Below are 15,015 nucleotides of genomic sequence, written 5' to 3' on the forward strand. Positions count from 1 at the left end.
TACTATGATTAAGCAGGAATATCCGGATAGTGAACTGACGGGGAAAATTATCGGCTGCGCGATGGAAGTGCACCGGCACCTGGGAAATGGCTTTCAGGAAGTAGTGTACCAGCGGGCGCTTTCCATTGAAATGACGCTGCAGGGGCTGGAGCATGTACGGGAAAAAGAAATGCCGCTGCAATACAAAGGTTATGAAGTGGGTACGCGCCGGGTAGATTTTTTTGTGATGGACAAAGTGATGGTGGAGCTAAAAGCTGTTATCCAACTGGAAGACGTGCACCTGGCACAAGCCATCAACTACCTCGAAGCATACAAAATGCCGATAGGGCTGCTCATTAATTTCGGTAGTCCTTCGCTGCAGTTTAAAAGGGTGATGAAGCCTAATAAAAAGGGTTGAACTATGATTTGGTTGATTGTATGAAGACTATGAGGAAAAAAGTTTTGAACTATGATTTTTTTGATTGTATGAGGATTATGAGAAAAGGATTACTGTTCTTGAACTATGATTTTATTGATTGCATGAAGACTATGAGAAGACAACGGAATTCAATAAGCCATTAATTTATCGATCCCCAAAATTTGAAAATCATAGTTTATCAAAAAATCAATAAAATCATAGTTCAGAAATGGAAGCAATAGCAGAAGGAGTGCAAGTAGCGAAATATCCTGCCTATAAGGATTCAGGTGTGGCGTGGCTGGGGGAGATTCCGGCGCATTGGGATTGTATTAAAGCAAAGTACTTGTGGAAGGAGAAGATTGAGCTATCTCAAACAGAAGAAGAATCTTTACTGTCTGTTTCTCAATATTTAGGCGTGAATAATCGTGAAGCTGATTCTCGAAGTGAGTCGCTCAAAGGATATAAAAAGGTAGCGGAAAATGACTTAGTTATAAACATAATGCTAGCTTGGTTAGGAGGGTTAGGTGTATCACCGCTCAATGGTGTAGTAAGTCCTGCATATGGGGTTTACCAATTGCTTTCGAAAGCTGATCCTAAGTTTCTTCATTACCTATATCGTACAGACACTTATCTTGATGAATTTGCAAGAAGATCAAGAGGTGTCGTTCCTTCAAGATGGAGAATGTATACTGATGACTTTGGTCAAGTGCTAACTTTGCTTCCCCAAAAAGAAGAACAAACCACAATTGCCCAATTCCTTGACCGCAAAACGGCTCAGATAGACAAAGCCATTGGCATAAAAGAAAAATAGATAGCGCTTCTCAAAGAGCGCAGGCAAGTACTCATCCACAATGCCGTTACAAAAGGGTTGAACTATGATTTATCTGATGGCATGAATACTATAAGGGAAAATCATAGCTCATCAAAAAATCAAAAAAATCATAGTTCAAAACAAATGAAAGATAGCGGTGTAGAATGGATTGGGGAGATACCGGCGCATTGGGAGGTTGTTAGACTGAAATATATTTCAACTGTTCAGAGTGGTGTAACGCTCGGCAAATCTTATACAGGCCAAAATTTACCTACTTACCCCTATTTGCGAGTTGCAAATGTACAGGCTGGTTACTTTAATCTAGATGATTTGGCTGAGATAAAACTACCAAAGCATATAGCTGAAAAGTACTTTGTCAGAGTAGACGACATACTTGTTACCGAAGGCGGAGATTTGGATAAGCTCGGTAGAGGTACGGTATGGAAAGGCGAAATTGATAATTGTTTACACCAAAACCACGTCTTTGCAGTTCGAATAAACAAAGAAGTTGTTTCTCCTGAATATGCTTCAATGTTGATGGAGTCTGACTATGGCAGAAAATACTTTACAAATACTGCAAACAAAACTACTAATCTTGCTTCAACCAACAGTACGAAGCTTGGTAACTTCCCACTAATCGTACCGCCTATATCTGAGCAGCAAGAAATATCAGCTTACGTTGATGAATCTTCGTCAAAATTAGTGACGGCCATCTCTTGCAAACAAAAAGAAATCGAGAAGCTGAAGGAGTATAAAGCGACCATAATCAACAGTGCGGTAACAGGTAAAATAAAGGTCCAACTATGATTTACAGATTCAATGATGAAATGAAAAAATCATGAAATCACAAAATCAAACAAATCAAAGTTCAGATAAAAAAAATAACCATGCCTAGCCTAACCAACGAACAAGCCTTAGAAGCCGCCATCGAAAAGCGCCTGACCGGCACCTGCCTGGAAGAACTGAAGGAGCAGGATAGTCTGCTTTCTACAGTAGCAGAACGGCAGGAAATGTATCGTGGCGGCAATGGCTATTACATTGGTTTACCCAGCGATTTCAATGCAGCGTTTGCCATAGACGAACACCGTTTCTGGCACTTCCTGGAAACAACGCAGGCCGACGAGCTGGCGAAGCTGAAGAAGCAGAGTGACTGGAAACTAAAGATTCTGCAGCGCCTGGACCGTTTGATTAAAAAATATGGCATCCTGCGTATCCTGCGGAAAGGGCTGGAGGTAGACGATGCGCATTTCACGATGCTCTACGTGCTGCCACTGGCCAGCAGTGGCGAGACCGTCCGGAAGAACTTCGAAAGCAACGAATTCAGCGTTACCCGGCAGGTGCGCTACTCGCTGAGCAACCCGCTGGAAGAAATAGACCTGGTGCTTTTCGTAAACGGTTTACCCTTTGCCACCGCCGAGCTTAAAAACCACTGGACGGGGCAGAACGCCAGGGTACACGGGCAGGACCAGTACCGGAAACGCGATACCACGCAGCCGCTGCTGAACTTCGGTCGCTGCATCGTGCATTTTGCCGCAGACACCGACGAAGTGTACATGACCACCAAGCTCAACGGGGGCGGTACTTTCTTTCTGCCCTTCAACCTTGGCAACAACCACGGTAAGGGCAATCCGCCCATCCCGTTCGGGCACAAAACCGCTTACCTCTGGGACGAGGTGCTCACCCGCCAGAGCGTCTCTAACATCATCCAGCATTTCGTCCGCTTCGACGGCAAAGACAGCGATCCGCTTAACCGAAAAACGCTGTACTTCCCGCGCTACCACCAGCTGGATGTTGTACGCAAACTCATCGCCGATGCGAGCAAAAAAGGCGCAGGGCAGACCTACCTGATCCAGCACTCCGCCGGTTCGGGCAAGTCCAACTCCATTACCTGGGCAGCCTATCAGCTCATAGAAACCTACCCGGAAAGCGACAGTACCCCGGGCAGCAAAGGCGTACAGAACCCCTTGTTCGACTCGGTAGTCGTGGTAACGGACAGAAGGCTACTGGACAAGCAGCTCCGGGAAAATATAAAAGAGTTTTCGGAGGTGAAGAACATTGTAGCGCCAGCTTATTCCGCTCAGGAGCTGAAAGAAAGCCTGGAAAGCGGCAAGCGCATCATCATCACCACTATTCAGAAGTTCCCTTTTATAGTAGGCGGTATAGCCGATCTAAGCGACAAACGTTTTGCCGTCATCATAGACGAAGCCCACAGCAGCCAGAGCGGTTCCGCCGCCGATAACATGAACAGGGCCATGGGCAACAGCAACGATGAGGATGAGGACGAGGACCCGGACTCGCAGGACAAGATACTGGCCGCCATGCGCTCCCGGAAAATGCGGGGCAACGCTTCTTACCTGGCCTTCACGGCCACACCCAAAAACAACACGCTCGAAAAATTCGGGGTAAAGCAGGAAGACGGAAAATACAAGCCCTTCCACCTGTACTCCATGAAGCAGGCCATCGAGGAAGGTTTTATCCTGGATGTGCTGGCCAACTACACCACCTACAGGAGCTACTACGAAATAGAAAAATCCATCGAAGACAACCCGCTCTTCGATACCGTAAAAGCGCAGAAGAAACTAAAAGCTTTTGTAGAGCGCAACCCGGAAACCATCGCCACCAAAGCCGAAATCATGCTCGACCACTTCATTACCAAAGTGGTAAACACCAAAAAGCTGAAAGGCAAAGCCAAAGCCATGGTAGCTACGCAGAGCATCGAATCCGCTATCCGCTACTTCCGGGCGCTGGAGAAAATACTGGATAGTAAAGGAAATCCCTTCCGCATCGCCATCGCCTTCTCCGGTAAGAAAAAAGTAGACGGCATCGAATACACCGAAGACGACATCAACAACTTTCCGCCACACCTGGATACCGCTAAGCCGACAGATCCCGGCTACATCAGCGACAAAATTGCCCGGTATTTCAACATGGACGATTACCGTATGCTGGTGGTGGCCAATAAATACCTCACCGGCTTCGATCAGCCCAAGCTCACTGCCATGTATGTGGACAAGAAGCTGCAGGGCGTGCTGGCCGTACAGGCCCTGTCCCGCTTAAACCGCTCGGCCTCATCACTGGGTAAGAAAACCGAAGACCTGTTTGTGCTGGACTTCTTTAATTCAACAGAAGATATTAAAGCAGCCTTCGACCCCTTCTACACCGCTACCACCCTCAGCAAAGCCACCGATGTAAACGTACTGCACGAACTCAAGAGCAGTCTCGACGATGCCGGTGTGTATGAGTGGTCGGAAGTGGAGGACTTCACCGAAAAGTATTTCCAGGAACTGGATGCCGACAAGTTCCTGAGTCCCATTATCCAGGTAGCAGAAGAACGTTTCAATTCCGACCTGGAGCTCGACGACAAGCAGAAAGCAGATTTCAAAATCAAGGCAAAGCAGTTCGTCAAGATTTACGGGCAAATGGCCTCCATTATGCCGTTTGAGATGGTGAAGTGGGAAAAGCTGTTCTGGTTCCTGAAGTTCTTAATCCCGAAGCTCATCATCCTCAATCCGGCAGACGATGCCCTGGATGAGCTGTTAAACTCCGTTGACCTTTCTACTTACGGACTGGAAAGAGTGAAGCTGAGCGCCAATCTGGGGCTGGATGCAACCGAGTCAGAGCTGGAGCCTCAGAACGCCAACCCGAGAGGAGCGCATGGGGGAGATAAAGAAGAGAATCCGCTGGACCTGATTATACAGGCGTTTAACGAGCGCTGGTTTCAGGGATGGGAGGTAACCCCGGAAGAGCAGAAAGTAAAGTTTGTGAACCTCGCCCAAAGTATGAGGACCCATCCGGACTTTAAAGAAAAGTATGCACAGAACCCGGACACGCTGAACCGAGAAATTGCCTTCAACAAGATATTCGACGAGGTGATGGCCAAGCAGCGTAAAAACGAACTGGACCTCTACCGGCTTATTTCCAAGGACGATGCCTTTAAGGTAGCGATGCTGGATACGCTGAAGCGGATGCTCAGGGCGGCGTAACCAGCAACATAAAGTATAACAAGAGGAACAAGAACAGCTAAAAATATCCGGTATGCCTGATAAGCCTGAGAAAAAGCCACTCGAAGAGCAGCTGTACAGCAGTGTTTCGCATCTGATCGAACTAGCCCGCCTGAAAGTGATAGCCAGCGTGAATACCACGATGGTAACGACTTATTTCGAAATAGGCAGACTCATTGTAGAGCACGAGCAGCAGGGGGAAGAACGGGCTGCTTATGGGAAAGGAACGTTAAAACAATTGTCTATTAAACTTTCTGATAAATTTGGAAAAGGGTTTTCCGTGGAGAACCTGGACAGGATGCGTTTTTTCTACAAGGTATACGCCAACCAGAATTCGTCAACACTGTTGACGAATTTGAGTGACAAAGCTCCAGAAGCAAATTCCGCAACACTGTCTCGGAATTTCCAATTGTCGTGGTCGCACTATATAAAACTGATGCGGATTGAAAACCCGGATGAGCGTCGGTTTTACGAAATAGAGAGCATCGAAAACAACTGGAGCCTGCGCGAACTGCAGCGGCAGTTCGACAGCGCCCTGTACGAGCGCCTGGCCTTGAGCCGAGACAAAGCGCAGGTAAAGCAATTGGCTGAAAAAGGGCAGCAGGTACAACAGCCGCAGGATATCATCAAAGACCCGTACGTGCTGGAGTTCCTGGGGCTGAAGGAGGAGGCCGCTTTCTCGGAATCGAAGCTGGAAAATCGTATTATTGACGAACTGCAGCACTTTTTGCTGGAGCTGGGAAAGGGCTTTGCCTTTGTGGGGCGGCAGGTGCGGTTTACCTTCGATGAAAAGCACTTCCGGATAGACCTGGTGTTTTACAACCGCTTCCTGCGCTGTTTCGTGTTGCTCGACCTGAAGATTGGCGAAGTAAGCCACCAGGACCTGGGCCAGATGCAGATGTATGTCAACTACTACGACCGCTTTGTAAAAACCGACGACGAAAACCCAACCATCGGCATCATCCTCTGCAAAGAGAAAAATAAAGCCCTGGTAGAAATTACCTTGCCCAAAGAAAACAACCAGATTTTTGCGAGTAAATATCAAACTTTTCTGCCGAGCAAGGAAGAGCTGAAGGCGGTACTGAATGATACAGTGAAGGATGATGAAAATATTGGTGGTGAGGCATGAAAGGGTATTTATTTTCTGATTATTTGCATAATTTAACCGTCAGCAGAAAGCGTTAGAAACAATGGGTAAATATTTGAGAGGCTGGAGGGCTTATTTGCTTTTCTTGCCAGGCGTGATAGGGGTGCTGCTTTTCGAAAGTGCTATTCCGGGAAAGGAGAGTCAGCTGCGCATTTCTCCTGTTTTCAACATCCTGTTAGTCTTTAATTTGGCGTTAGTAGTAAGTGTAAATGCTTACTTTGTGGTGGCGTTTGAGAAAGCCACAGTTCCAAAACGCAGGTACCTTACCCTGAATGCGCTGCTTCCGGTAGCCTTCCTGGTTCTGTACTTTTTGTTTGTCGTGTATAGCAGCTTTGCAAAGTACCAGGTGCAGCATGTCCAGCAAGTAGAGCCCGTCAGAACGATACATCTGGGTTTTATGAATTATTTAATTCTCGGGATGTTGCTATATGCGGCTGTCAATTTCCTCTATTTGAATAAAGAACTGGTAATGGGGCGCATCCGCAGAATAGAAGATCAGGCACAGCAACTGCAGTTAAGTAACAAGTTCTTACTTCCAATGAAGCGTATAACCAGAGCTGCTCTGCTGACTGCTCTGGGCCTTTTTGTACTTGTTGTATTTATTGACCTGAAGATGCTTTTCTTCTAAACAGTAGCCTAAGCGTCTTATTCTTAGCAAAAGAAACCAATTTATAAAAGGACGCTTGTTTGATGGCTCCTGTCTGGAGCTATTTTATGCCCCAGCCCAAATAAAAACAACCGGATTGCTGTCAAAAACCGCGACAGGCAATCCGGTTGTTTTTTATGATAGAAGGCTTGCGTTAGAACCTAATTGCTGTTCCTCCCATAGGAAGGCTAACTACCGGAATTTATAATCCACTTTTGGCAGCTGCGACAGCACCGGGGTGTCCAGGTCGAGTGCTTTGGCTCTTCCGTCTGTTGCTGGTGCAACGGTGCCATGGTTTTTCAGGTAGTCCTCCAGCACATCGTGTACGGTGTAGTTCATTACCTGGGGCTCCCGGGCGTGGGGCATACGGCAAAGCATGTGGTCGGGCTCACCGCTTCTGCGGCAGGCAGCCAGGGTGTACTCCCGCTGCAGGTCCAGGGGTTTGCCGCCTACCGTGATAGACTGCACCCGCTGCCCTTTCGGGGCATTGGCGTTAAACGTCATCTCCATGCCGGAGAAGCGGATAACCCACCCGCCGAAGCGCTCGAGCGGCTTGTGGGCAAATACATTGTGCAGTTCCTGCTCCATCCAGTCGTGCAGCTGCTGCCCGGTGGCCTTGCCTGTTTTCACGTTTTCGTTAACGGGCAGCATGTTCCAGACATCGCTGTAAGTAATGGCTGCTTTGCCGGTTGCATCCGGAACGATGGGGGTGCTGAAACGGAAGCCGTTAGAGATGGCGATGTCGGCGCCGGTTTTCCAGCGCAGGGCGTCGGTAATCATATTGTCCATGGCATTTTCTACTACCAGGTAGCGGTAGAGCGGTGTGGTGGTATAGCCCAGCACACGGTCCATCTTTTCCTTATAAGGTGCCATCTGCTCCGTTACTACCTGCTGCACGGCTGCGTCTGCGGGGTAACGGGCAGGGTCTACTTCTATCAGCTCATACCGCTGCCCTACAATTTTGCCATTTTTTACATCCAGGTCGAGGCGGCCCACAAAGGAGGCAAACGCGCCCGGTTCCAGCACCTGGGCATACTTGCGCTTCAGGGGCTGGCGAATACGTTCGTGGGTATCGTTGCCCAGGATAAAGTCTACGCCCTGCACGTACTCCTGGTCAGCCAGGTGGAGCTGTTTGGAAATACCGATGTGCGTTACCAGAAACAGGACATCTACCTGCTGCTCTTCCTTTAGTTCTTTGATCAGAGCCTCCAGGTTGTCTTCCACTTGTTTAAAAACAAGGCCTTTGCTGAAGGAAGGGTTCTGACGCACAGGCACCTCCGGGTCGTTATAAGAGATGAACCCCAGCTTAACGCCTTTCACTTCCTTTACCAGGTAGGGCGGGTAAACTGTGGCAGCACTGGCTTCGTCGTACATGTTGGCGCTGATAACGGGTTTGCCGTAGGCCTGCAGCACCTCGCGCATTTTCCGGCTACCGAATATTACTTCCCAGTTGCCCGGTATCAGGAAATCGTAGTCCATGGCGTTGATCACCGGGCCAAAAACTTCCCCTTCCGACAAAGCTGCCACGGCACTGCCCTGTATCAGGTCGCCACCGTCCAGGATGACGGTGCCACCGGGGTTTTCGGCTTTTACCTGTTTGAAAATTGTCTGCAGATGGGCCATGCCGCCGCGCTCCCTGAAAACAAATTCACCGTCCTCGATAAACATCTCCTGGTGGGGCAGCAGCTGGCCATGTATGTCGGCAGTCTGCAGGATCGTAATGGTTTCGGTGCCATCTGCATTTGCCTGAGTTTCGTCGGGATGCGAGCTCTGGCAGGAGACGAGTAGGCTCATGGCAAAGAGAAAAAGGATGGTGAAAAGGCTAAAATCTGCTTTATATGTCATACTCTTCGATATTTATTTTTAATCATACTATTCAAAAAGGCACACACCTCCTGCATGTCCTTTCTGATGTTTTTAGTGGTGGTTAATTTAACAGGCAGTATTACAGCTCCACCGTCCGGAAGCCCTGTTGCTGCAGTTCGAACATAAAAGTTAAGCCGTTCGGGACAACCTCTACGCCCTCCACGAGGGTGGCCGGGTCGATGTTGAACTTTTTCAGGGACATGCCGCAGACTTTATAATTGATACCTGCTGCCTGACCCTTCGCAAATTCCTGCGCCATGTCGCTGCCTTTCACAAACGCTTCCACCGACTTGCCGCATGCCATCACCACAAATTCACCGCGATGAAAGTGGCTCTCTGCGGTTATGCTCTCTGCCGTATGTACAGCGGCTTTCAGGTGGTTTGGCTGGCTGATGAGCACCGCGTAATTTGTTTTGCCAGCCTTCGCGGCTGTTGCTGCGGTTGCCTGTGTGCCTGTTGCAGCTGTTGTGCAGGAGCCCAGCAGGAACAGCAGGCCCCCTGTAAGTACTGCCGCATAGCTGCCAGCGCGAACTCCTTTGCTGGTTTTACCAGGCTTGCTGCTGCGCTGCAGTAATTGGTCGAGGCCGTAATACCGGGCACCGTTCACGATAAAGAAAAGCAGCATGCCCAGCAGCGCGATGTTCTTGAACAGCGGGCCACTACCGGCGGCATTCGCTACCTGCACCGTCAGGGTAATGGGGATGAGGATGAAGAGCAGCAACAGGGCTGCCAGCTTTGTCCGGAAGCCCAGCAGCAGCAGGATGCCGCCGGTAAGCAGACCGATACCGGAAAGGATTATCAGCGTTTCTGCGGGTGCTATCCAGGTAGCCAGATGTCCCAGGGGCGCTTTTTCGAGTCGGGCGGTAGCGCCGGCAGTCTGGAAAAGGTGGTTGATACCTGCTATAATAAAAATAAGGCTGCTCATGATGCGCAGCACCAGGAATGATATTTTTTGAAAGAATGTGGTTTCCATGTTTTCGGTTTTTCTCTAAATGAAGTGAATAGAAGTGAATAGAAAATGGCTGTGCCGTTCCGGTACAGAACAACAGGCACAGTGCTGCAGCGGCGGTACTTAAAGCTTCAGCCGCTGCAAATGCATGCGGGCACGCTTGTCCGATAAAGGGTAGGGCCGTTTCATTTTTATAAACCTGGCGCGAACGTCTTCGTTCGTGTCTGCTAATCGCGGCCTTTGGCCGGAGTGAATAGCCTGTAGAGTGGTTCCCGGCGGCCAGAGGCCGCAGAATATTCATCACGAGCGAGGACGCTCGCGCCATTTTACCAGAATGAAACAGTCCTGCGCTGCAGGGGGGACTTTCCCTGCTATTGAAAGGATAGGCGTAATGTCAGTACATTAAGAAAACCGGGGAGGATCGGGCTCTGTCTCCAGGTCGGGCGAGAGGTGAGTTCGGGCAGGAGAGGCAATGGTGGCAGGTGCAGCAGAAAAATGAAGGTATGTTTCTGCCTGTTGCGTGTTCAGAACTGCAAAAAGCTGCGGGCTGCAGTCGGTGGTTGTGCCGGAGCCGCGTTGTTGCTCCTGCTGTGTCTGGTGCTTCAGGCATTTTTTAGCGCAGGTATGTTTTAGGTTGCGCTTGATGTTACAGGTTTTCGTCAGCTTCGGCTTCTCCACACCCGTTAAGCTGTTCACGCTCCTGCCGGGTTGCGGCAGGGTGAAAAGCAGGAGCAGTGTGCTGATAAACAAAAGCAGGTAACGCATCATAAGTAATCCAGACAAACCTGGTTTCAGGTTAGTTCATGTAAAAGTACAAAAATACTGGTTTAATAGCCACAGCACCAGGTAAAATGGCTTCCGGAAACCAGGTTGTTTTACAAAGGTAGCACGCAGCTGCTGCGTGTTCAGTGACTTTTGTCACGTAAGGGGTCCGGCGAAGCAGCGCTTTTTTCATTCTGCTGCACCAGCCACCACAGCCACTGCTCCGGCTGCAAGGCAGGAACGAGCTAAAAAAGCTTCCCTAGTGGGGAAGCCTTTTCCGTAACATGCCGTAGGCGAGGGTGCCCAGGATGGCACTGAACAACACGACCAGGATAACACTGAACCCGCCTCCGATCAGGGTGTACATCGGTCCCGGGCAGGCGCCTGTCAGGGACCAGCCCAGTCCGAAAATGATACCGCCAAAGAGGTAGCGCGGGATGCTCCTGTTTTTGGGTGTAAAAGTTATCGGGTCGCCTGCTGTAGTGCGCAGCTTGAACTTCTTGATAAGGTAAACGCTGATCGCGCCCAGCGTTACAGCCGAACCGATAATGCCGTACATGTGAAAAGCATCGAACCGGAACATTTCATAAATCCTGAACCAGGAGATGGCCTGGGATTTTGTCATGATAATCCCAAACAGGGTACCGATAGACAGGTAACTTAAATATTTCATTTCTTTTAAGAATTAAAGGGTTAAAATAACCGGAAGCAACAGGTACGTCATCAGCAGGCCTCCGATAAAAAAGCCGATAACGGCAATCAGGGACGGAAGCTGCAGGTTGCTCAGGCCACTGATGGCATGGCCCGACGTACATCCGCCGGCATAGCGCGCTCCGAAACCAATCAAAAATCCGCCCAGTACCAGCACTACAAAACCACGCAGGGTGAGCAGGCTTTCCCAGCTGAAAATTTCGGTGGGCAGGTAGTTTTCCCCGGCATTACGGATACCCAGTTCCTGTAACTTCACCACGGTATCCTGGGCCAGTGGGATAGGGTCGGGCTGCTGAAGCCAGGTAGATGCAATAAAACCACCCAGTACGGCTCCCAGTACGAACACGAGGTTCCAGACCTGTTTCTTCCAGTCAAAATCAAAAAAGTCGCTTACCCTGCTTCCGCCGCCAATGGCACAGGTTGTTCTTAACGTATCGGACACGCCAAAGCTCTTGCCGACAAACAGCAGCAGGATCATGGTTAAAGAAATTAAAGGGCCGGCTACGTACCATGGCCATGGCTGGCTCATCCAATCAATCAGTTGTTCCATTCTTTATTTTTTAATATATGTAAAGCGCCTGGTTGCAGTAGGCTAATAAATTATTTATACAAAAGTACAATTATATTCGCAGGCTGACAGTGACATTTATCACAGAGTAAGCCTGTAATCGGCAGGACTGTTTCGTGCTTTTATTCCGGGCGCGGGCAAGGTACCTTTGCGCCAGGAAAATCTTCTCTTTGGAGCGAAAGTAGGGTAGGGTACCGCCTGAAAAAAAGCTAGCCGGTACAAAATGAACGTACCGGCTAGCCTGTATGTATTTCTCCGCAGCGGCTTACTTGTTCTTAAGCTCCGTTACAGCTTCGCTCATATCCAGCACTTCGACCGGTAGCAGGCTTTCCAGCACACTGCTGCCTGCCGCTGAACGGTAGCCACCGGCGCAGTGCACTACAACGGGTTTATCTGTCGGGATTTCGTTTGCCCGCTCCCGCAGTTCCGGCAGCGGAATGTTGATGGAATTTTCAAAAAACTTCCCAGCTTTTGTTTCGCTGTCATTCCGGATGTCGACAACCGTGTAAGCCTGCTCATTGGCTTTAAACGTTTCTTTGTTAAAGCTTTTGCTCGTTTCGGCGCCTTCCTGCCTGTCATACACAAAAGCGCCTGCTATTAACAACTCATAACCAATTTTGGCAGCTTTGGCAATCAACTCCTCCAGTTGCTCACCGGTTTCTGCTACCAGGTAAAAACGCTCATCCGGGCCCACGATGCTACCCAGCCAGGTTTCAAACTTGTTGCCATTCTGGATGTTGATAGCGCCTTTTAAGTGGCCTTTTTTGAAAATACCTTCCGGGCGTCCGTCCACTACAAGAACATCCTTTTCAGGTGCCGTATTTTTATCCAGCCTTGTTACGCCCTTCAGCGACTCCTGCCAGGCAGGTGCTCCCTTTTTGTTCAGGGCCACATCGTAACCAAAGTATTTCGGTATGAAAGGCTGGTCTGCCGTCAGTACTTTCACAAATTCGTCTTCGCTCATCTGCTGCAGGGCATAATTAGTAGCTTTCTCTGCACCAATGGTACTGCTGTTGGCTTCGCTCAGGCCTTTGCCGCACAGGGTACCTGCGCCGTGCGCCGGGTATACCAGCACATCGTCATCCAGCTTCATGAGTTTTTCGCGGGTGCTGTGGTACATCTGGCGGGCCAGTTCCTCCCGTTTGGCTGTAATGTTGCCTGCACGCTCGCGGAGGTCCGGGCGGCCTACGTCCCCGATAAACAGCGTATCGCCTGTAAAAACGGCTACGTCTTTCCCTTCGTGTTCCAGCACAATGCTGATGCTGTCGGGGGAGTGACCGGGGGTGTGCAGCGATTTTAACTTAATTTCGCCCAGCTGCAGCTCCGCCCCCTCGTCAAACGCCTGGTGCGGATAATCTGCTCCCAGCAGGCTGTGCACGTAAAGGGTAGCACCTGTCTGTTGGTGTATTTCCTGGTGCGCGCTCACAAAGTCGGCGTGCGGGTGCGTTTCTATCACGCCCACAATTTTAGCGTTGTTGCTGCCCGCGAAATCATAATATGGTTGCGGGTCGCGTGCAGGATCGATTAACACCACTTCCCTGGTTTCTTCACTCAGGATCGCATAGCCATATTGCGCTAAGCCTTTATCTTCAAACTGTTGTATTTTCATTGGTCTTTCTGTTTTAGGTAAATTCTTTTGCTTACATCTGAATTTCTATACAAAGGTATAGTATACGTCAGCCCCGTTCAGTGATGTATGTCACACAGGAGTATGTCTGCTGCAGGTACTGTTCCAGGTAAGCTACGGGTGCCAGCACTTAAAATGTAAGCTGCGTCACAAAATTGAAATGATGAAAGTTGGTGTTATAGTACATGCGGTTTAGCGCAATGTCGGTGGCGGGTGTAGCCCTGCCTACATAGAGAAACCTGAAGCTGAGCCCGTCGAGCACGGGTTTTGCCGGTTTGTAGTGCAGGTCGGCTACCCATCCCCAGTAGGCTGCTGCGCCGTACTTGTTGTGCTGGTAATCGGCAGGTGACGGAATCCAGGATTTGGCCAGTGCTGCCTCAGAAGAGAAGCTTTCTGACCATTGCTTCCGTATTTTCCCCACCAGCAGATCGGAGTTGCCTGTACCTTCCATTCTGCCCCGTGGCAGGGTGGCAAAGAACTGCTCGCGCCCCAATTCCTTCGGGAAAAGGAAGCGAGCGTTTTTACCGGTGTGCAGGTAGTTGAGCGACAGGTGCCAGTCTGCCGGTTCGTACGCCAGCATGCCGCCCAGCAGCCACTGCTGCTGGTCCGGGAAATAAGCCTGCGTATATTCCGGGTTGCCGCCATTGCCTGCCCGGAACTGGTAAAGGCCTTCAACGCCCACCTTTACCTGTGGCCTCAGGTGCACCACTGCCCGGCCGTAGCTGTTGTTCGACACATTCTCAATCAGGTAATTCCAGGCTTCAGCGCTGAAGCGGCTACCAGGGTGATACTGTAAACCGGCAACGCCAACACCGCTCGTGCGGGTGTGATGTGCGTATCCGGATGGGTTGCCGTCTGCATCCACTCCCGTAGAATACAGACCGATTACTTCATCGGCAGGAAGCCACTCCACGGTACTGCGGGGCGAGAAATGATCGAACCAGGCAAGCGAAATTAACGCTTTCTCCTGAAGCGGAATCCGAACCTCCACCCCCTGGAAAGAATAGGGCTTCATGCGGCCGTCCTGCGGGTTCAGGAGTGGCGAAGTAAAACTAAACCTGCCTGCTTTTGCCTGAAGCCACTTCGTGTTGTACTCGAGGTACAGTTCGTCCAGTCGGTCCAGGTCAGCCTTGTTTTCCGGGTTCTTTATATCGAACAGCTCCAGCTCCAGTTTGGGTAATTTTCCGGAGACGGGGTCAGGCTGCGTTAAATCAGACGAAAACAGGTTGTAGGTGAACAAGCCGGCAATACCTAACCTGAAACCATGGTAGGGTGCTGTTTGGTAGCTGATTTCAGCACCTACAGCGTTGGCATAGTTATCGGGCAGGGAGCGGTAGTTGCGGGTGGCCATAAAGTAATTGCGTACATGGCCACCTACTTTGCCCCTTGTAAATAACTCCTTTACACTGTGTATTTCTGCGGTATCAGCTGGTTCTGCTACCTGGTGTTCCTGTCCGGCGGCAGTTCCCCGTGCCAGGAAAAGCAGGAGAACAGCCGCCAGTACCTGTAGTTGCTGCATCGTGTTTACCG

At 49.9% G+C, this 15,015-nt stretch carries 13 protein-coding genes; 6 read left to right on the forward strand and 7 right to left on the reverse strand.

The genetic code is table 11. The features are described from left to right. Positions 1-4: 4 nt before the first annotated feature. The 6 genes from DCW36_RS07565 (at position 5) to DCW36_RS07590 (ending at position 6,984) form a co-directional block, all read left to right on the forward strand. Positions 5-397 carry a GxxExxY protein gene (locus DCW36_RS07565; RefSeq protein ID WP_114783325.1) on the forward strand — a complete coding sequence of 131 codons (393 nt, stop codon included), beginning with the start codon at positions 5-7 and terminating at the stop codon, positions 395-397. 229 nt (positions 398-626) lie between these two features. Then, entirely contained in the window at positions 627-1,208 is a 582-nt protein-coding gene (locus tag DCW36_RS07570) for a restriction endonuclease subunit S domain-containing protein (protein WP_125185470.1), read from the forward strand. A gap of 57 nt (positions 1,209-1,265) precedes the next feature. Further along, the gene (locus DCW36_RS07575) at positions 1,266-2,015 is read left to right on the forward strand and encodes a restriction endonuclease subunit S (RefSeq protein WP_125185471.1); all 750 of its coding nucleotides are present in this window, start codon (positions 1,266-1,268) and stop codon (positions 2,013-2,015) included. A gap of 80 nt (positions 2,016-2,095) precedes the next feature. Beyond that, on the forward strand, positions 2,096-5,191 hold the full coding sequence (locus tag DCW36_RS07580; protein WP_114783290.1) for a type I restriction endonuclease subunit R: 3,096 nt from the start codon (positions 2,096-2,098) through the stop codon (positions 5,189-5,191). A 52-nt stretch (positions 5,192-5,243) separates the two neighbouring features. After that, positions 5,244-6,338, forward strand: a complete 1,095-nt coding sequence (locus DCW36_RS07585) for a PDDEXK nuclease domain-containing protein (protein WP_114783291.1) — start codon at positions 5,244-5,246, stop codon at positions 6,336-6,338. A gap of 61 nt (positions 6,339-6,399) precedes the next feature. Beyond that, entirely contained in the window at positions 6,400-6,984 is a 585-nt protein-coding gene (locus DCW36_RS07590; RefSeq protein ID WP_114783292.1) for a hypothetical protein, read from the forward strand. Between the two features lie 210 nt (positions 6,985-7,194). Here DCW36_RS07590 and DCW36_RS07595 read toward each other — a convergent pair whose 3' ends face one another. From DCW36_RS07595 to DCW36_RS07625, 7 genes are all read right to left on the reverse strand, one after another. Continuing rightward, positions 7,195-8,847: a bifunctional metallophosphatase/5'-nucleotidase gene (locus DCW36_RS07595; RefSeq protein WP_114783293.1), complete on the reverse strand. Its 1,653-nt coding sequence runs from the start codon at positions 8,845-8,847 to the stop codon at positions 7,195-7,197. Positions 8,848-8,947: 100 nt separating this feature from the next. Continuing rightward, entirely contained in the window at positions 8,948-9,841 is an 894-nt protein-coding gene (locus DCW36_RS07600; protein ID WP_114783294.1) for a DsrE family protein, read from the reverse strand. Positions 9,842-10,219: 378 nt separating this feature from the next. Next, positions 10,220-10,600 (reverse strand): hypothetical protein, encoded by a 381-nt coding sequence (locus tag DCW36_RS07605; RefSeq protein WP_125185472.1) that lies wholly within the window; start codon positions 10,598-10,600, stop codon positions 10,220-10,222. Between the two features lie 238 nt (positions 10,601-10,838). Next, positions 10,839-11,252: a DUF6691 family protein gene (locus tag DCW36_RS07610; RefSeq protein ID WP_114783296.1), complete on the reverse strand. Its 414-nt coding sequence runs from the start codon at positions 11,250-11,252 to the stop codon at positions 10,839-10,841. 12 nt (positions 11,253-11,264) lie between these two features. Beyond that, the gene (locus DCW36_RS07615; protein WP_170312506.1) at positions 11,265-11,840 is read right to left on the reverse strand and encodes a YeeE/YedE family protein; all 576 of its coding nucleotides are present in this window, start codon (positions 11,838-11,840) and stop codon (positions 11,265-11,267) included. 283 nt (positions 11,841-12,123) lie between these two features. Next, the gene (locus DCW36_RS07620; protein WP_114783297.1) at positions 12,124-13,467 is read right to left on the reverse strand and encodes an MBL fold metallo-hydrolase; all 1,344 of its coding nucleotides are present in this window, start codon (positions 13,465-13,467) and stop codon (positions 12,124-12,126) included. A 148-nt stretch (positions 13,468-13,615) separates the two neighbouring features. After that, complete coding sequence (locus tag DCW36_RS07625) at positions 13,616-15,004, reverse strand: porin (protein WP_114783298.1); 1,389 nt, start codon at positions 15,002-15,004, stop codon at positions 13,616-13,618. Between the last annotated feature and the right edge of the window lie 11 nt (positions 15,005-15,015).

The organism is Botryobacter ruber (genome assembly GCF_003347595.2).
In the GTDB taxonomy this organism is placed as follows: Bacteria; Bacteroidota; Bacteroidia; order Cytophagales; family Hymenobacteraceae; genus Pontibacter; species Pontibacter ruber_A.